This window comes from Neobacillus cucumis (assembly GCF_023715505.1).
The window spans coordinates 59,657-78,923 of the sequence record NZ_JAMBOH010000017.1 but is presented as its reverse complement, the minus strand read 5'-3'; the positions used below and the strand labels follow the sequence as shown (position 1 = coordinate 78,923).

Below are 19,267 nucleotides of genomic sequence, written 5' to 3'. Positions count from 1 at the left end.
ATATGGTAATAGTTCTTACATTAAAAAACTAGTTATAGAATTTCAATATATATAACTATATACCACCGCTGTAAGAGTTTGCAAAAGTTCAATTGTTATTTCATCTTTTTTAAAGATATGTAGTGTTTTTGTTATTGTACGTTTTATTTAACACAACACTTTTAAAGAAGTTGACTTAGAATAAATTATTTTATTCCTTAACACGGAGTTATGGCAAAAACAGGAAGAATGATACTCAAGTCATTATATAAACATTTTAAAAAAGGAGAATTCTAAGCTCCCTTTTTCATTTCAATCTGGGAGAAGTGCTGAAGCCGATACTTCATCAATAATCAAAACATCCAGATAGTTCCCCCTCAGAGCCCCCCGAATACTTTCCAATTTATTAGTTCCCTCAACAACTCCGACAACGACTGGAACTTCCTTTATTTCATCCAGCGTTGTTCCAATGACTTTATCATTAATCGGATGATTGATTGGCCGGCCGTTAGAATCCAGGAAACGGGAGGAAATATCGCCAACTGCTCCGCTTTTTCGTAAATCTTCAATATCTTCTTCCTTTATATAGCCTATTTTCTCCAAGGTTGATTCTTTATAGGGATTACCTATTCCAACCAGGGCCAAATCTACCTTCCTTGCTTCTTCCAAAACGGATTTCACATCTATCATGTTGACCAGTCTATTTCTCAGCCCCTCGGAATCAAGGATAGCAGGTGCATAGAGATAAGAACAGGAACCATTCATTTTTTTCGCGAGTTCATAGGCGAGCTGGTTGGCATGAATATCCACTTGTTGGCTGCCCATGCCCCCAACTAAAGGAATGATTTTTACATCTTCCCTTCTTTCGTATGGGTACTCTCTTACTAGCTCCGCCAATGTACTTCCCCAGCCAATCCCGATTCTTCTTACATTTCTGAAGTTTTTTATAATGTAATTAGCAGCTACCTGCCCGATAACTTTTTTCCTCATTTCCAAATACTGATCCGAAACCGGAACGACCACTACATCCTTCAAACCATAGCATTCTTCGACTTTCTCTTCCAATTCAACGGTATGAACGGTTTCATCTTTGATAAATACCTCAACAATTCCATAGTCCTTAGCCTTTTGAAGCTGCTTAGAAATAACTGGGCGTGATACCCCTATTTTCTTGGCAATCTGCTCCTGTGTAAAACCTTTTATATAGTAGAAACTAGCAACTTTCACCAATTGTCTTCTTTCTTCCCAGCTAAGCATAGATTCACCTCGAAATATCTCCTTTAAAGTCTTATTTAATACCACTCATTTACCAAAGCACAGGCTATGAAAAAATGGTGTTAAAACAAAATGTTTTAACACCATTAATCGATCCTGTCTTTATACTTTAAGAGGTGCCCTTAATTTCATTTCAATTCGCTGGGCAGCCTCATAAAATGTTTCTGATACTGTGGGATGAGGATGAATCATTTTAGCTGCTTCTTCAATCGTCCCTTCTAAGAACATGAAGGCTGCGGCCTCAGAAATCATTTCGGTTACATGCGGGCCGACCATGGTGACACCGATGATTTCCCCGTACTTTTTCTCATAAATGATTTTTGTAAAACCACTCGTTTCCCCTGCAGCAAGTGCTTTGCCGTTTCCGACGTGATCAAATTTCTCTGATGCAACCGCTAACCCTTTTGCAAGCGCCTCTGCTTCAGTCATCCCAACACTTGCAATTTCCGGCAATGTATAAATACATCTCGGTACGACCTTGTAGTTAATTGTATCTTGTTCGCCCGCCGCATTATTGGCGGCAACAATTCCTTCCGCGCTGGCCACATGGGCAAGCTGATAACCGCCGACCACATCACCAACGGCATAAATACTTTTCACACTTGTTTCCATTTTTTCATTTACTTTAATAAATGGACCGTCCATTACTAAATTCAGATTGGAAACCGCTGCTGTGTTTGGCTTTCTGCCGACACTGACAATCAGTTCCTGTGTTTCAATGAAAATCTCATTCCCCTTTTGATCCGTGCATAAGATCCGTTTACCAAGGTCGCCTTTTTCGACGCTGTTTACTTTTGTACTGGTGAAAATTTGTACACCCTTTTTCTTCAACTCTTTTTCCAACAGCTTCGATGCCTCAGGATCTTCACTTGGAACAAGACGGTCAGCCATCTCGACAATCACAACTTTTGTGTCTAGACTCGCAAAGATACAGGCAAATTCGACACCAATCACACCACCGCCGATAATCGCGATGTACGAAGGAATTTCATTGATATCAAAAATGGTGTCACTTGTGAAAAAGGAAACCTCTTTTAAACCAGGGATTGGCGGAACAGCAGGTGATGAGCCTGTGGCCACAATAATTTTTGCCGCCTCGATGACTTCCTGCTTGTCTTCCTTTAAAACTTTAATCTTGTTCGGTGTTTCGATACTTCCAAATCCATCTAATACGTCAATTTTTCCTTTTTTCATTAAAAAGGCAATTCCGCTTCGCAGCTTGCTGATGACATCGTCTTTGCGCTTTTTCATCTTCTCTAAAGAAAATGACAGCTCCCCTGTTTCAATGCCCCATTCCTTTGCTGCATGGATTGATTCTATGATTTCGGCATGCTTTAATAATGTTTTTGAAGGAATACAGCCACGGTTTAAGCAGGTCCCACCCAAGAAATCATGTTCAATCAGTGCTGTTTTCTTTCCTAATTCTGCAGCCCTTAAGGCGGCTACATAGCCGCCGGGACCGCCGCCGATTATAGCAATATCATACGATTTTGACATTTTCTACACCCCTTATACCAACAATTCAAATGGGTTTTCAAGTACATGCTTTAATTCTGTTAAAAATTCGGCTGCTGGTGCCCCATCAATCGCTCTGTGGTCAAAGGAGAGGCTGACAACCATCATTGGCCTTACAACAATTGTTCCATTTTCAACAACCGCTTTGTCTTGGATCCTACCGATTCCGAGAATCGCTGTTTCTGGGAGATTAATAATAGGTGTAAAGGCATCGATGGCATACATTCCTAGATTACTAACCGTAAAGGTGGAACCTTTCATTTGATCCGGAAGCAGTTTCTGCTCACGGGCACGTTTTGCTAAATCTTTTGCTTCAACTGTTAATTGACTTAACCCTTTTTCGTCCACGTTTTTCAATACTGGTACCATCAATCCGTCATCAACAGCTACGGCTAAACCGACATTCACGTCTTCGCTGTAGATAATTTCATCTTTAACCAGGGTAGCGTTGACCTGCGGGTGACGAGCTAAAACAGTTCCAACTGCTTTCAGGATGACTTCTGTAAAGGAAAGGCGCAAGCCGGTTTGTTTTTCAATTCTAGGCTTAAGCTGAGCACGCAATTCTTTTACTTTCGTCATATCAATGTCACTCGTTAATGTTACATGTGGTGCTGTCGTTACACTTTTTATCATTCTCTCGGCAATTACTTTACGCATACCGGAAAGCTTTTTGCGTGCAGGTGCAGCCGATGATGCAGCTTGTTGTTCGACTTTTTGCCCCTTCTGAAGAACATTTACTACATCGTTCTTAACAATTTTGCCATGGGCGCCTGAACCGGTCAGATCACCTACATTTACTTTCTCTTCGTCGGCTATTTTCTTGGCGAGAGGTGAAATGCGGACACCTTCTGGAGTGTTCAGAATAAACGATTGAACATCCTTCTGGTGAATTCTTCCTTTTGGTCCGCTTCCCTGAACCAACTCCAGGTCCACTTGTTCGTTTCTGGCGATACTTCGTGCAGCAGGCGTTGCTCGTACCTTTTCACCTGCAACAGCCACTGTTTGGATTGTTTCTACAGTATTCTCTGCTTTTGCTTCTACCTTTACCTCAGCCTTTTCTTCTGAGTTTTCGTCACTTCCAGCTAATCCTGGTGATACTGCCGGAACAGTTTCATTTTTTTCACCAATATAACCAATTACATAATTACAAGGAACTTCCTCATCGATACCAAAGTATTTTTTTAATAAAATACCTTCTTCGTATGCCTCTACTTCAATATTGATTTTGTCAGTCATGATTTCAAATAAAGGCTCGCCGATCTCTACTTGGTCCCCTTCTTCTTTGAACCATTGGAGGAGGGTTCCGATCTCCATCGTGCTGCTTAACTTTGGCATGAATATTTCTTTAGCCATGACTTTTCTCTCCCCCTATTTAAAACGAACAGTTTCTTTAACGGCTTCAATAATGTCTTCTACTTGCGGCACAGTTGCTTTTTCCAAATGCGGGTTATATGGAATTGGCACCGCTAGAGCGCCTAAGCGTTTAATTGGTGCATCCAAATAGTCAAATGCTTCACTTTCGGCGATGACACTGGCAATTTCGCCGCCGAATCCGCCGCGTTTTACTGCCTCATGGACAACGATTAAGCGGCCTGTTTTCTTAACTGACTCAATTATGGTTTCTTCATCTAATGGAACAAGCGTCCTTGGATCGACAACTTCCACATCGATTCCCTCTTTTTCAAGCTCAGCCGCAGCTTCGAGTGCTTTATGAACCATGATCGCTGTTGCCACGATGGTGACATCTTTTCCTTGACGTTTAATATCTGCTTTTCCAATCGGAATCGAGTATTGTTCCTCTGGAACATCTCCTTTTGTTCTATAAAGAAGCTTATGTTCGTAGAAAATGACTGGATTATCATCATCCATCGCTGCTTTTAATAAGCCTTTCGCATCATAGGCAGTTGATGGTTGAATGACCTTTAAACCAGGTATATGTGCCATCCAGGCTTCCAAGCTTTGGCTATGCTGCGCGGCAGCTCCTGTACCAGAACCTGCAGGTGTCCGTAAAACCATTGGAACCTTTCCCTTACCGCCAAACATATAACGGGTCTTTGCTGCTTGGTTCACTAACTGATCCATTGCAATCGTAATAAAATCAGAAAACTGTAATTCTAAAATCGGACGCATCCCGGTAAGAGCTGCACCTACTGCTCCTCCGGCAATAGCTGCTTCAGAAATCGGTGTGTTGCGAATCCGCTCAGGTCCAAATTCCTCAATCATTCCGCGCGTAACACCGAAAGCGCCTCCATATACGCCAATATCTTCACCTAAAATGAAGACATCCTCATTTTGTCTCATTTCTTGGCTCATTGCTTCTCTAACAGCTTCTAAGTATGTGATTTCTCTCATCTGATTCATCCCCCTTATGCATATACGTCTTCCAATAATGATTCAAACGACGGCTGCGGACTATTTTCAGCGAATTTAACTGCTGCCTCAATTTCCTGTTTTGCTTCCTCTTGAAGCTTTTTCGCTGTCTCTTCCGTTAGAAGACCTTCTGCAATCAACAATTCTTTGAATCTTTTAATACCGTCCTTGCTTTTCCAATCTTCCTCTTCCTCGCGTGTACGGTACTTCTTGGCATCACTCTTTGAGTGACCCTTCCAGCGGTAGGTTTTTGCTTCGATTAATGTTGGGCCTTTCCCTTCTCTTGCCCGCTCAACCGCATAGTAAACCTCATTCATCACTTCGATTACGTCTAAGCCATCGACCACTTTTCCAGGGATTCCGTAGCCCGTTGCCCGATCAGCGATGTTTTCAACTCTGGTCATATCCTTGACCGGTCCGCTCATGCCGTATTTGTTATTTTCACAGATAAACACTACCGGTAAATCCCAAATAGCTGCTAGATTCAAAGATTCATGGAAACTGCCTTCATTGGTTGCACCATCACCGAAGAAACAAAGAACCACGTAGCCTTGCTTTTTCATTTTCGAAGTCAATGCAGCACCGACCGCAATCGGGATTCCTCCACCAACGATTCCGTTTGCTCCAAGGTTTCCTTTTTCTAAATCCGCAATATGCATTGATCCTCCTTTGCCTTTACAGTAGCCATCTACACGGCCGAAAAGCTCAGCCATCATGCCCTTTGCTTCGGCTCCCTTAGAGATACAGTGACCATGGCCGCGATGTGTACTCGTAATTTTGTCAATGTCTTTAAGTGCTGCAATGGCGCCCGCGGCAGAAGGCTCCTGTCCTACACATAAATGCGTAGTACCGTGAATCATTCCTTTCGCAAAAAATTGGTCTACCTTTTCATCAAAATAGCGAATGAGCCACATTTCTTTATACATATCAGTTAGTTTTTCATTTGTAATATGAGGTGGTAATTTAATTGTACTTAATTTCATTTTACTTCCTCCCTTTACATTTGTTCTTATTGTTTACATTTGTAATCATACCACCTAATGAACATTTTTTCAACATGATTACAAATGTTATTTTTTATTTTTTTAAAAAATCTTACTATTTGATACACCGATGTGTTTTTATATTCCTGCCGAGGAAATTAATAAATGTCCTCTTAAGCTCTTATTGAACAAATCCAGAAGGAAAAAGTACAAAATGTCTATAACATGGTTGTAAAGGTCAACATCAACCAAATTTACTATCGAAGCTATTTGATAGACAAAAATCCTTTTTTAATGAAGAATATTAAGTATAAAACCCTCTTAGGTGCAAGCAGGTGAACTTTTAAAATTGGGATTGCGTCAGGAAAATGAGGAATTTCAACGCTAAGGAAATTTCAAGCAATAAAAAAAGGCGATTCCTGTAGTTAAGGACTCACCTTTTTCAATTAGCTTTTACGCACCAGTTTTATATATTTTTCTACTTGGCATCAAAAAATTTCATTTTTGAAAAACACTCAGATAAGCAATATTTCATATAAAATCAGCAATACTAATTTCTTAATGCAGCCAGATCATCAAATTCCGATTTTGTATGCTCATATAAGTTTTTATATATCTTAAAATAATTCATATACAAATCATGATTTTCTTTTATCGGTTCAATACGATCGATATATTGAGCTTTTTCTTTTGCTATGGAGAAGTCTTTGAATATCCCGGTTGCTACTCCAGCAAGTATGGCATCTCCCATAGGAGCACCAATTCTGCTCTTTACAACTACGGTTGGCACATTGAATAAATCCGTGATAATTCTTCTCCACAGTTTGCTTTTGGCTCCACCTTCATTAAAAACAATAGGTAAGTTTATTTTCGAACAGCTTTTCTCAATGATAAGATAAGAATCATAGAGAGCGTATGCTACTCCTTCCATCATTGCCCTTACCAGGTGTGCCTTGGTATGGTTGAGTGACACCCAAATAAAACACCGCGTGCATTAGCATCCCATATCGGGGTTCTCTCACCCATAAGATAAGGGAGGGCCATCGCTTTCTGGCTTGACCATCTCTGCCTCTTGATCCAGACATTCATATGAGTTAAAGGAAAGCACGAGCCTCTCCATGGCTAGTTCGAGAGACGCTTTCTTCTTAGTTGCACAGATATTCCAACAATTATTTTTTCAATATTTCCCCACGTTTTTGGATTTGCATGGATAAAAAGTTCCTACTTAATTAGCTGACAATTCTACGGATGGTAATGCATTTATTTCTCTCTTTTCCATCTGACTCTTAATCATTTGTATCGCATGTTCTACTACTTCTTTGTGCTTTTCTTTCTCATTCCACTCCATGTGAAAAATACTTTTACCTTTATAGCTAGAATCTTTGCGAAATCTTGAAAAAACGGTTAGTCCAGAAAGAATTCGACATTCTGTAATGATCCCATGCACATCGGTAACCATAATGCAGACCTGGCCTAACTTAAATTTTTGTTGATTCATTCCCACACCAAGAAAACCTTCTGATCTTTTACTCATTTTTCTAAGTACGCTTTGGTAATATTTGATGTGTAGAAATCCTGTAAAAAATTGTAAAGACATAAGAAATACAATAATAATCAATAATTCTCTCACTTTATTCTCCTTATTTAACTGCTAAATTAGTAATTTCAGTAATAATTCTTTTCGCTAGGATTTTAGGTGAATTGGCAAAGTTTCCAATCGTCGACCCTGCAATATGGGGTGTTATCGTTATATTGTCGAGCTGTAAATACGGATGATCTTGTGGCAATGGTTCTTGGTCGTACACATCTACTGCCGCTCCAGCAATTATTTTTTCCTGTAAAGCTTCAATGAGGTCCTGCTCATTGATTAACCCAGATCGAGCACTATTAATCACAATTGCAGATTTTTTCATTTGTTTAAAATGAACCATATTAAGCAAATGCTTTGTTTGTTCTGTTAATCGATAATGCATCGAAATGATGTCTGCTTCTCTGACCAATGTATCCAAATCAACCTGGTTATCTTCTGTTTCCCCCTTGAAGTAATCATCAAAAAAGATAATTTTTGCTCCAAACGGGCGAAGTAGATTTGCAACTCTTTGTCCTATCGCGCCGTACCCTATGATTCCAACGGTTGATTCTTTTAATTCTGGGGATAAAATTCCATTTGGATAATATTTCTCCCATTTACCATTTTTTAAATAATAGTTTCCTCGTGAAATATTCCGGATTTCAGACAAGATTAAACCTACAGTAAATTCGGATACACTTGTATTACTTCTTCCAGGTGTATTTAACACTTTGATTCCTTTTTCTTCAGCATAACGGTCATTAACGTTTTCTATCCCAGCTCGAAGTACTCCCACTATTTTTAGGTTTTTATATTTATCTATCATTTGTTTTCCAATCGGGGCAAATTGAGTAATGATTATATCATAATCATCAACACCATCTAAAATTTCAGCCGGTAAATCAATGGCCTCACTTCCCTCATGCTCCAACTTTATATTATCCCTCTGTAAAGCCTCCAAGTCTTCATGAAGCCATTCCTTAATGGTGATTTCAACACCTTGATTACGTAAATCAACTAGTCCTTTATCCATCATGTCTTTCGTAATAAATAAATCGGAAATAGCTAAACATTTCATTATTATTTCCCCCTCCTCAATAGACACTCATGATTGATGATTGCCTGCTATTCTTGTAACACCACTGATACCCTAAAATTACCTTTTGCACTTGCCTTTTCAAAAGCTTCCTGTATATTTGTTAACGGTATTTTCTCTTCTATTAAATAGGAAACATGAATTCGTCGTTCACTTAGCATTTTACCTGCATGATTAAAATCCTCTAAAGTTGATCCAAAGGTGCCTATTAACTCTAGGTTTTTATAATGAATTAAGTTTGAATCTATATTTAATTCAGGTACCGGATATCCAGCTGCATATAATAATATTCGTCCGTGCTGATTCTTTACCATTTCTAAAGCTTGCTGGTTAGCTAATGCTGCCCCTGCTGATACAATAACTGCATCTGCTCCACGGCCATTTGTTAACCTTTTCACTTCTTCTACAGGATTGGTGTTTCCTGCGTCTATCATTTCAAAACCCATTTTCCTTCCAGTTTCCAGCTTCTTTTCTCCTCTTCCAGAAACTATTACTCTAGCACCCATTGCCCTGGCAACTGCTGCATTCATTAAGCCCATCGTTCCCGCACCGATAACTACAACAGTATCATATCCACCTCGCAATCTAATTTTTCTCATCCCATGGAGTACAGATCCGAGGGGTTCAACAAATCCTGCTTCGGATGGCGATAAAGCTAGATTCATCTTGACAAAGCTTTTTGCATTTCGAATAAAATAGTCGGAAAAACCAAAGATTCCATAATACTCATCGGAATAGTTTTTTCCAAATAGTTTTTTATTTTGACAGATTGTAATCATACCAGCTTTGCAGTTATCACAAATGCCACAATAGTCATATAAAATACTTACACGGTCTCCTACCTCAAAGGCATCCCCTACTTGATCACCTTTTGCAATAACAATCCCTGATGCCTCATGCCCACCAGCCATTGGGTACCCTTGATGTTCCCTTAAACCGACCCATTGTTGATAATCAGTCGTGCAAATATTACAAGCTTCCTGCTTGACCAACAGTTCATCTTCACTTAACTTAGGCAATTCCTTTTCTCTTACTTCAGCGTGCCCCTTTTCTGTTAAGACTGCAAATCTCATTTTATTGGGTAGCATAAATATTGACCCCTTTTTTTAAAATTGAACGTTACTTTATTCATTACAAAAAGAACGAAAATCCATAGGCAATTAATACCGCTGCAGGTCCAGTTATAAGCCTTGAAAATAGGATGGCGGGAACACCGACTGAAATTGTTTTTGCTTTTGCTTCACCCAAAGTCAAACCAACTGGTGCAAAATCACATCCCACTTGAGCATTAATAGCAAACAGTGCTGGCAATGCGTAGGCTGATGGAATGGTACCTTTTGCAATTTCATTACCAATTAATACACCTATAACAGCACCGATAACAGCTCCAGGTGCGAGTAATGGAGATAGGAAAGGCAGCCCTCCAATTAATCCTAAAATCACTAATCCTGTTATATTACCAGCTAAAGGGGTTAGTAAATGAGCAAAAATATCACCAATTCCCGTGTAGTTAATAATCCCAATTAAGGCAGCCACAAAAGCCATAAAAGGTAAAATATTTTTAATAACCGTGTCTATCGTTTCTCTACCTGATTGGTACATAACATTCATAAACTTCCCAGCACCGCGGCCAATTACATCAATACCTTTCATCAAAGGATTCATTTTATTAATTTCAGCAGATGCTTGAGAGAGCACATTACTTTTCATTTCCATTACAGGATTCTTATGTATGCTTGCTTCTTCAATTGTCGCTGCAACAAAAGGTTCAGACTCTGACTCGGATCCAGAAAGTATGATTTCATCGACAGTTACACCTGAAACGAATATATCTTCAGTCATGAATTTGGCAAGCGGACCTGATGGACTCATCACTTTTATATTAATAGTTGGAATTCTAAGTCTTGGATAGGTTCCGCACCGAGCAGTTCCCCCACAATCAATCACTGCACATAATGTTTCTTCTTTCTCTACTGGATTTTTAAATGAATCAACCGCAGTAGCCCCAGTTAAATCTGCAATTTTTTGCGCAACAGGGTGTATTCCTCCACCGGTAACGCTTATTACATATTTTTTTTGAAAGTTTGGTTTTATAATGAATGGTCCTCCCCATCCACTTTTCCCTTTTGTAATTTTTACCGTCTTAAATTCAGGCATGTTTATCCCCCCACATTATGCAGCTTTTTGTTTAGAAACTTCATTGCGTTTCATTAGTGCTTCTGTAATTTTCTCTGTAATAATTCCTCGCATTAAACACACGACAAGACCAGCTACAAGATACATTAGAGCCAATTTAGATTGATTTCCAACTTTTGCAAAGCCCTGGGCAATTCCAAGAAAAATAAACAATTCTGCTGAATTCGCATGCGGGAAAAGCCCAGTAATTGGATGACAAAAGGACACAGCGGCATCATAGAATGCAGGCTTCTTTTTCTCAGGAATAAATCTTCCAAAAGTATAGGCCATAGGGTTGGTTAAGAAAAAAAGGCTAAAGAACGGAATGAGCGTATATCTAAATATGGTAAAACGCGAAATCATTTTCATGAAGCCAAAGATTCTCTCTTCGCCGATTAACTTTATTAAAGCGGTTACAATTGTAATCAAAACGATAAGAAGAGGTATGATTCCTGTAACAAATCCCATAAATACATCAGCACCCGCTTTGAACATGCCCATAAATCCCTCTGCTAATTTAACAAACAAATCCATTTATTTCTCCTCCCATATTGAAAAATTTTGCGAATATTTAAGCCTTCACGAAATCATTATTTAAACAATATGTAATCATTAACCTCAAATTCTGGATATTCTCCAGGAGTTACTAAAATGGCCCCGGGAAGAAGCTCTTGTGACGTATCATCATTAAAATAAATAGAGAGGTGGCCAAGATCTTCAAAATTTTTATTTGCAAGTGATCCTACTTTTTCAATCTTATAGATTTTATTTCCAATTTCTAATGTTCCACCCTCAACAATTGAATTTTCCGGTTGTTGGTTTACTTGATGAACAACTGCTATTTCCTTTAATTCAGGTGGAGCTGCTGTACCGAAAAGTATCAATAAATTTTCTTCTTTGAATTCTGGAACAGCAGGACCAATTTCTGTAATTTTTGTTTTTAACATAGAAAGTTTCTCCCTTCATTTAAAAAACTTTTATACATTTAGCAAACATCATCAACCATTTAGATCAAGCTGCCATTTATTAAAATGGCTGCATTATTATTGCTTTTTATACTTTATAAAACTCTTTACTTATGAAGAAAACTAAAGATAGCTAAAATAATGACGTCATAAAAACCATTAGTATTTCATACGGCCCTAAAAACGATAACAACTATTTTACTATCTTTAGTATTGGGACAAACAGAAGATGATAGGATAGTATCCTTCTAATTCATATCCATATTTTATAAATTATTCGGTAATGGTGATTTTCCCCTAATTGGAGATGAAGATTGTTCTTTTTAGTTTTTTTCCATATAACGTCAAATCTTTCCCTTTTTCTTCATTCTTACTTTCTGTTAGTGTGATTTGAATCTCAAACAGTTACTGATTCAAGTTTTATTTCCTGTACTGAAGCTGTAGGAAACAAATTATCTTGAAGTGCCCTTAGTTTCCAAACTGTCGTTGTAATGTCTAACTCTACATCATCGGTTGTTAAGAATTCTCCTTGTTTTATATCTTTCTTCGCAACAACATTACCACTGATTAATCCAATTGGGATATGTGCATTTTGCTTCATATCTTGATGGGTTTCAAGAACTCCCCGTACGGAATATCCGCCGATACCATCTAATCTTTCCCCTGCTTTAATGTCACGTTTTGCAACCGTTACCGTATCAGAGATTGGTCCGCCTAAAGGTTGAATCGATCCTTCATTTTGTAAAACAGCTTTTGCGATCGTAATAGGTGTTTCCAGGCTTGCGAGATGGTATGGACGGTACAATATCTGATGTTCTCTATCAATCGTTTTCATCAAGTAATTTAATTCATGCGTTACGCCCTCATTTTGCCCTTTCACAATGACGAATACTCCTGGAGCTAACCCATCAACATATTCGACAACACCAAATTTATTTAATATTCCGCCATTTTTCTTTAAATTAAGATCTCTCACTACTGAATTAAGGTCCCCTGAAATTCCATGCATTCCGACTACATCCGGAACGAATCCAATAGCATTGGATAATAAATTCATTTCAGCCATTGTTTTAGTTCCATCTTGGAAAGCAGCCAGCATATGTGCGGCCATTTTTTTCCGTTTTGCCTCTTCTTTAGCTGAATCAGGATTTGCATTCTTACGTAATTTATTATTTTTCCCTTTTCCGGCTACTAGTACTTCCATACCCATTGTTTTGGCGAATTCAAATAATTCAACAGTTGCGGCAGGCTCATCACCAGCTGAACCAGTGTAAACCAATCCCGCATTTTTAAAGAGCTGGTACATGAGGGAACCAATCGTTATGTCTACCTCAACATTTAATAGAACAAGATGCTTTTTAGATCTTAGTGTTTCTAATGATATGTTTGCTCCTACCTCTGGAACACCTGTGGCATCAACGATTACTTCAACATTTGAAGACTGAATTACTTTACGGTAATCATTGGAAACAAGGATTTGTTCCTTTATTACTGCCTGATTGTTATAGTAATCGGCTGCTCTTTGTGCAGCTTCAATATTTATATCACTAATTCCAGTAACACTCATACCCGGAATAGTAGAAATTTGGGCTATCATTCCAAATCCCATTTGACCTGCACCGATAACCCCAACTTTAATTGGCTGATTAGCACGTTCTCTTTCTAAAAGCTGTTGATAAATAGACATATGTTTCATCCTCCCTGTTTTTTTGAAAACTTATTCTTATAAGCGCTTTCATGTGAAGCTAAAAAAACTGTCAATTAACAATTTGTTACTTGACTTATTAAAAAAGATAAATCGGTAACAAGTTTTTTAATAGTAACAAATGAATGAATTGAATAATTTCGTAACATTTGTTACTAACAGTTTCAAATGTTCTTTGGTTATGTGCCAATTATAAAATGGTTAGTATTTGGTTGTCAATATAAAAATAGGAAAATTTCAGATAGATCCTTTCGGGTTTGTATCGGCGAATCGATTGTCGACAAGGAATTTAGAGATGGCTGAATTGGATTGATTGGAACAAAAAAACATGACAGTATAAAGACTTTAGCTTAGAAAATTTTCATATCCTGCACACACCAGGTTCATCCAATCGTAAGATTAAATCTCTTTTGTCTATACCGGTTTTGTATGGAGAAAAGAGATTTGGTGTCATGACCCTACATCGTTTTGCTTGGGAAGAGTTCCCATTGAGCGTCGAATATGGTAAAAGAGACCTTTGGAGTTTCCCCCTATTTTTATCGGGCAGTTGGGTGTACAATGAATGTTATGTTTTAATAAGTTAATAGAGCAAAGGAGTATAAAGATTTGAAGGAAACATCCTATAAATATCAAGAACAATCTCTATTTAGTATTTCTTGGCCGCTTTTTATTGAACTCTCCTTGCATATGGGAATCGGCATTATCGCGACCTTCATGCTTGGTCATTATTCGGATTCAGCTGCAGCCGGTGTAGGGGTTGCCAATCAGTTATTAAATATATTTATTCTCGTCTTTAACGTCACTTCAATTGGAGGAACGGTCTTAATCAGCCAAAACCTCGGTGCCGGCCGCTTAAAGGACGCTAGACAGTTAGGGCGCACGGTATTTGGACTGAACGTTTGGTTCGGCATCTTTGTGGCATTCATCGTTTTCTTCTTCGGTGAACAGCTTCTACAGCTATTTGATATCCATGGAAAGGTATATGACTACGGACTGACATTTCTTCATATTTGCGGCATCTCGCTCTTTTTTGAATCCATTTCTCTTGCATTAAGTGCTATCTTACGGAGCCATGGCTATACAAAAGAATCAATGTTCGTAACAATGATGATGGATTTTATCAGTATAGGAGGCAATATCCTTGCTATAACAGGTATTTTCGGTTTACCTATTACCGGTGTCACAGGTGTGGCCTGGGCCATTGTGGCAGCGCGTGCATTTGCGGTTTGTGCTTTAATGTATCTGGTATATAACCGGCTGGCATTGAAGCTGGAAATAAAAGATGTTACTTCCGCTAAAAAAGAAGATATTAAGGGGCTTCTGGGTATCGGCATCCCGTCAGCGGGAGAGAATCTTTCCTATCAATTCTCACAGCTGATTATTACCAGCTTTGTAGTCTCGATGGGTACTGCTTCCCTTGCAGCCCGTATTTACGTATTAAATATAAACTATATTTGTTTTCTGTTTACAGTGGCCATTGCTCAAGGGACGCAGTTGTTAGTTGCCCGGCACATTGGCGGCAGGCAGTTTGACAAGGCTTTAAAGCGCGGTATTCGGACCTTAAAAATAGCAATGGCAGCGTCCACCTTAACATCGCTGATTATCGCTCTGATTGGGTCGCCTATTTTAGAAACTTTCACGAAAAACCCCGAAATAATTGCTGTTGGCCTCCCCGTCTTATGGGCCATTGTCTTCGTGGAACCTGGCAGGGCAATGAATATCGTTTTGATGAATTCACTTAAATCGGCTGGAGATGTTCGTTTCCCGGTGGTCATTGGTGTCTTATCGATGTGGGGAATTGCCGTATCTCTTAGCTACCTGCTTGGAGTACACTATGAACTAGGTTTATTAGGTGTTTGGCTTGCACAGGGGACGGATGAATGGCTGCGTGGCTGTTTTGCTTTAAAACGCTGGTTAATGAAACCATGGGAACGCCGCAAAGTAGCAAAGGCAGAAATTTCAATATAAGAAAGTGGCAGTCAGTTCATAAAACTGGCTGCCACTTTTTGTAGTTAAAAGATAGGTTTCCATTTGGCCAGCGGGTATTGGCTTACTGAATAAATAGCCCTGACCGATTTTGCATTGATTAACATAATTAACAATCGTGCTTCTCCCCAAATGTAAACAAACTCATTATTACTCCTGGCATCTACTTTTCTATTTTTAATAGATGCACGTTCAATAGTTTGCCATAACATTTCGAACAAACTTTGAACTTATCACTATACCCATGTTTTTAAAGTTAGAAAGGGAATATAGTAGAACCATAAAGAACAAACAAAATTTGAAGGGCGGAATCATTTATGTTTAACAAATTTTTAAGAGAAAATAAAATTGCTTCTTATATCCTAACCGTTTTACGTTTATACCTTGGTTACTCTTGGTTCACTGCAGGTCTTGGAAAATTAACAAGCGGCGGCTTTAATGCTTCTGGATTCTTACAAGGCGCGATCGCTAATCCCGTTAAAGGACCGGACGGCGCAATTGTATTTGGCTGGTATGTTGACTTCTTAAAACATTTTGCATTACCAAACGTTGATGTATTTAATGTGATTGTACCTGTTGGCGAAACTTTAATCGGTTTAGGCTTAATTCTAGGATGCTTAACAACTACTGCCATGTTCTTTGGTCTAGTGATGAACTTCTCTTTCTTCCTAGCGGGAACTGTGTCTCATAACCCTAGAGACATCTTCTTAGGCTTCATCATTCTAACAGCTGGCTATAATGCTGGTAGAATAGGTTTAGATCGTTGGGTAGTTCCTTTCTTCAGAAAAATGGCCAATAAAAATACAAGTCCTAAAAAAACAAAAGCAACAGTGTAAAGATAGAAAGAACAAAAAACGATTCGGATTCACGAATCGTCTTTTGTTCTTGAAACAGGCCTCTTATTACTTCAACAAATATACCCTAGTTTCATAAGGCTTGAGGGTGAATTCTCTTCTTAATTTCTTGTCTGTTACCTCATAATTGTTTAATACCAATTCAGAAACAGAATAGGAGACACTTGTTGGCACCTTACATCTTGTTGATTTTTCACTAAAATTGTTAATTACAATCACTTTACGGCTGCCAAGACGACGCGTGTAAACAAATAATTGCTTGTGATTCGGTAGTAACAATTCATAGGTTCCATAAACAAACAGCGGGTTATCTTTCCGCAACTGAATCAACTTTTTATAAAAAGACAGAATAGAGTCGGGGTCGTTTATTTGTGACTCAACATTAATCTCTTTATAGTTTGGATTTACCCCTAGCCATGTTTGATTAGCAGTCGTAAAACCTCCCATATTGGAAGCGTCCCATTGCATCGGAGTCCGAGCATTGTCACGGCACTGTTTCCAAATAATCTCCATAATCTCATCGTGGGAACGGCCTTTTGCCGTTTCGACTTTGTAATAGTTAACCATTCCAACATCATTATAATCCTCTATCGATGGGAACTGTACGTTGGTCATACCAATTTCCTGACCCTGGTAAATAAACGGGGTACCCCTCATCAGAAAGTATAACGCACCCAGCATTTTGGCACTTTCTTTCCAAAGCTTGCGATCATTTCCCCAGCTAGAAACCCGGCGGGGCTGGTCATGGTTTTCAATGAATAGGGCGTTCCATCCCCTGCCTTCTAACCCTTTTTGCCATTTGGTTAAATTCTTCTTCAAGGCACGTACATCCACACGGCCTTCTGCATCCTTATCCCAGAGACCCAAAAATTCAAATTGAAAAATCATATTGAAATAGCCATTTTCTTCCCCAACCCATTTGTCAGCATCCTCCAGCCCAACACCGTTCGCTTCCCCAACCGTCATAATGTCATAGTTTTTAATCGTTTTTTGTGAGAATTCGGTTAGGAATTCATCAATCCCGTCCACGTTCATCATTTTCGGAAAGCATGGGACAAAGTCTAGATTCTCAGGGTTTGGCATATCGGGGAATCCTGGTTCCTTTTTAATATGGGATATGGCATCAACACGGAATCCATCAATCCCTTTCTCTAGCCACCAGTTGACCATATCATATAAGGCATTTCTGACTTCAGGGTTTTCCCAATTTAAATCCGGCTGGCGCGGTGAAAAGATATGCATAAAATATTGCTCTGTTTCTTTATCATACCTCCATGCCGGTCCGCTAAAAATAGATTCCCAGTTATTAGGTGCCTTGCCATCTTTACCATCTCGCCAAATGTACCAATCGCGCTTTGGATTATCCTTGGAAGAGCGGGACTCAATGAACCAAGGATGCTCGTCACTTGTATGATTAATAACTAAATCTAATATTAATTTCATCCCGCGTTGATGAACACCTTCAAGGAGTTCATCAAAATCTGCCATCGTGCCAAATTCATCCATGATATCTTGATAATCGGAAATATCATAGCCATTATCATCATTAGGGGATTTGAACATTGGCGATAACCATATCACATCGATGCCAAGCTCTTTTAAGTAATCTAACTTGGAAGTCACACCTCTTAAATCGCCAATCCCGTCACCATTGCTGTCCAGGAAGCTTCTAGGATAAACCTGATAGGCCACGCTTTCTTTCCACCACTTTTTATTCATATGGCACCTCTAATTCTTAGATGTTTTTCTTAGGAGTTATACCCACCACATTTGCGAAACAGGCTGCTCAATTAAGACAGATTTCAAATTGTTTACAGCTCGCGTAAATCCTTCCTCTATCGACATGATTGGATCTTCATGCTCAATACTAACGACATAATCATAGCCATATGTGCGAAGGGCGCTCATCATGTCAGACCATTCTTTTAAACCATGTCCACAGCCAACCGAACGGAATGTCCATGCCCGCGAACGTACTTCTCCATATGGCTGCATATCTGTTAACCCATACATATTCACATTCTCTTGATCAATGTATGTGTCCTTTGCATGAAAATGATGGATTGCATTTTCTTTTGCTAAAATCTTAATTGCAGCTACAGGATCAATCCCTTGCCACCATAAGTGACTTGGATCTAAGTTAGCTCCAATCGCATCACAGGTTTCTTCACGTAATTTTAACAACGTATATGGGGTATGCACTAAAAAGCCGCCATGTAGTTCAAGTCCAATTTTGACATTGTTGTCTTTTGCATATTGGCCAACTTCCTTCCAATATGGAATCAGCTTTTCTTCCCATTGCCATTTTTTGACGTCACCATATTCATTTGGCCAAGGGGTAACAGGCCAGTTGGGATACTTTGCTCCTTCATGATCACCTGCTGTACCTGAAAAACAATTTACTACTGGTACATTCAGTAACGATGCCAATTTAATTGTTTTTATCAGTGTTTCATGTGAGCTTTGAGCAAATTCTTTTTCTGGAGAAATTGGATTGCCATGGCAGCTGAACGCACTGATAGTTAATCCGCGTTCCTCTACTTTTTGGATATATTCACTTCTTGCATTTTCGTCTTCTAGCAGTACATCTAAATCACAGTGGTTGTTTCCAGGGTAGCAGCCGGTTCCAATTTCAACAGCATGTAAGCCCGCCTTTTGAACAGTATCCAACATTTCCTCGAATGTTTTTTCAGCAAATAATACAGTAAAGACGCCTAGTTTCATATTATAATCTCCTCACTTTTATTAACGTTATTTCTATCACTAAATAGTACAGAGTTGACCGCTATGTTTG

The 19,267-nt window shown here is 39.0% G+C and carries 18 protein-coding genes; 2 read left to right on the top strand and 16 right to left on the bottom strand.

Features of this window, described 5'->3' with window-relative positions:
- Nucleotides 1-291: 291 nt before the first annotated feature.
- From M3226_RS21135 to M3226_RS21075, 13 genes are all read right to left on the bottom strand, one after another.
- Nucleotides 292-1,236, bottom strand: a complete 945-nt coding sequence (locus M3226_RS21135; protein ID WP_251570370.1) for a sugar-binding transcriptional regulator — start codon at nucleotides 1,234-1,236, stop codon at nucleotides 292-294.
- A 120-nt stretch (nucleotides 1,237-1,356) separates the two neighbouring features.
- Nucleotides 1,357-2,751 carry a dihydrolipoyl dehydrogenase gene (gene lpdA / locus M3226_RS21130; protein ID WP_251570368.1) on the bottom strand — a complete coding sequence of 465 codons (1,395 nt, stop codon included), beginning with the start codon at nucleotides 2,749-2,751 and terminating at the stop codon, nucleotides 1,357-1,359.
- Between the two features lie 12 nt (nucleotides 2,752-2,763).
- Complete coding sequence (locus M3226_RS21125) at nucleotides 2,764-4,122, bottom strand: dihydrolipoamide acetyltransferase family protein (RefSeq protein WP_251570367.1); 1,359 nt, start codon at nucleotides 4,120-4,122, stop codon at nucleotides 2,764-2,766.
- Between the two features lie 15 nt (nucleotides 4,123-4,137).
- A complete protein-coding gene (locus M3226_RS21120; protein WP_251570365.1) occupies nucleotides 4,138-5,121 on the bottom strand; it encodes an alpha-ketoacid dehydrogenase subunit beta in 984 nt (327 codons plus the stop codon).
- A 14-nt stretch (nucleotides 5,122-5,135) separates the two neighbouring features.
- Nucleotides 5,136-6,122, bottom strand: a complete 987-nt coding sequence (locus M3226_RS21115; protein WP_251570363.1) for a thiamine pyrophosphate-dependent dehydrogenase E1 component subunit alpha — start codon at nucleotides 6,120-6,122, stop codon at nucleotides 5,136-5,138.
- Between the two features lie 550 nt (nucleotides 6,123-6,672).
- The gene (locus M3226_RS21110; protein WP_308211972.1) at nucleotides 6,673-7,095 is read right to left on the bottom strand and encodes an FGGY-family carbohydrate kinase; all 423 of its coding nucleotides are present in this window, start codon (nucleotides 7,093-7,095) and stop codon (nucleotides 6,673-6,675) included.
- Between the two features lie 252 nt (nucleotides 7,096-7,347).
- Entirely contained in the window at nucleotides 7,348-7,752 is a 405-nt protein-coding gene (locus M3226_RS21105) for a transcriptional regulator GutM (protein ID WP_251570358.1), read from the bottom strand.
- Between the two features lie 10 nt (nucleotides 7,753-7,762).
- Complete coding sequence (locus tag M3226_RS21100) at nucleotides 7,763-8,770, bottom strand: 2-hydroxyacid dehydrogenase (RefSeq protein ID WP_251570357.1); 1,008 nt, start codon at nucleotides 8,768-8,770, stop codon at nucleotides 7,763-7,765.
- A gap of 47 nt (nucleotides 8,771-8,817) precedes the next feature.
- Nucleotides 8,818-9,876, bottom strand: a complete 1,059-nt coding sequence (locus M3226_RS21095) for a zinc-dependent alcohol dehydrogenase (RefSeq protein WP_251570355.1) — start codon at nucleotides 9,874-9,876, stop codon at nucleotides 8,818-8,820.
- A gap of 43 nt (nucleotides 9,877-9,919) precedes the next feature.
- Complete coding sequence (gene srlE, locus M3226_RS21090) at nucleotides 9,920-10,945, bottom strand: PTS glucitol/sorbitol transporter subunit IIB (RefSeq protein WP_251570353.1); 1,026 nt, start codon at nucleotides 10,943-10,945, stop codon at nucleotides 9,920-9,922.
- A gap of 15 nt (nucleotides 10,946-10,960) precedes the next feature.
- Complete coding sequence (gene srlA, locus M3226_RS21085; protein ID WP_251570351.1) at nucleotides 10,961-11,497, bottom strand: PTS glucitol/sorbitol transporter subunit IIC; 537 nt, start codon at nucleotides 11,495-11,497, stop codon at nucleotides 10,961-10,963.
- Between the two features lie 56 nt (nucleotides 11,498-11,553).
- Nucleotides 11,554-11,910: a PTS glucitol/sorbitol transporter subunit IIA gene (locus tag M3226_RS21080; protein WP_251570350.1), complete on the bottom strand. Its 357-nt coding sequence runs from the start codon at nucleotides 11,908-11,910 to the stop codon at nucleotides 11,554-11,556.
- A 415-nt stretch (nucleotides 11,911-12,325) separates the two neighbouring features.
- Nucleotides 12,326-13,615 carry an NAD(P)H-dependent oxidoreductase gene (locus M3226_RS21075; RefSeq protein WP_251570348.1) on the bottom strand — a complete coding sequence of 430 codons (1,290 nt, stop codon included), beginning with the start codon at nucleotides 13,613-13,615 and terminating at the stop codon, nucleotides 12,326-12,328.
- 624 nt (nucleotides 13,616-14,239) lie between these two features.
- On the opposite strand from M3226_RS21075, the gene M3226_RS21070 reads away from it, so the two are divergent.
- On the top strand, nucleotides 14,240-15,601 hold the full coding sequence (locus M3226_RS21070; RefSeq protein WP_251570346.1) for an MATE family efflux transporter: 1,362 nt from the start codon (nucleotides 14,240-14,242) through the stop codon (nucleotides 15,599-15,601).
- 44 nt (nucleotides 15,602-15,645) lie between these two features.
- Here M3226_RS21070 and M3226_RS21065 read toward each other — a convergent pair whose 3' ends face one another.
- Nucleotides 15,646-15,831: a hypothetical protein gene (locus M3226_RS21065; protein WP_251570345.1), complete on the bottom strand. Its 186-nt coding sequence runs from the start codon at nucleotides 15,829-15,831 to the stop codon at nucleotides 15,646-15,648.
- Between the two features lie 105 nt (nucleotides 15,832-15,936).
- Between M3226_RS21065 and M3226_RS21060 the strand changes: the two genes are divergently transcribed.
- Nucleotides 15,937-16,455, top strand: a complete 519-nt coding sequence (locus tag M3226_RS21060) for a DoxX family protein (RefSeq protein WP_251570343.1) — start codon at nucleotides 15,937-15,939, stop codon at nucleotides 16,453-16,455.
- A 66-nt stretch (nucleotides 16,456-16,521) separates the two neighbouring features.
- Here the strand turns inward: M3226_RS21060 and M3226_RS21055 are convergent, their stop codons facing one another.
- Together M3226_RS21055 and M3226_RS21050 are read right to left on the bottom strand one after the other, a co-directional pair.
- On the bottom strand, nucleotides 16,522-18,192 hold the full coding sequence (locus tag M3226_RS21055; RefSeq protein ID WP_251570341.1) for a glycoside hydrolase family 13 protein: 1,671 nt from the start codon (nucleotides 18,190-18,192) through the stop codon (nucleotides 16,522-16,524).
- Nucleotides 18,193-18,228: 36 nt separating this feature from the next.
- Nucleotides 18,229-19,197, bottom strand: coding sequence for a sugar phosphate isomerase/epimerase family protein (locus M3226_RS21050; RefSeq protein ID WP_251570339.1), 969 nt, complete (start codon nucleotides 19,195-19,197; stop codon nucleotides 18,229-18,231).
- Nucleotides 19,198-19,267 lie beyond the last annotated feature (70 nt).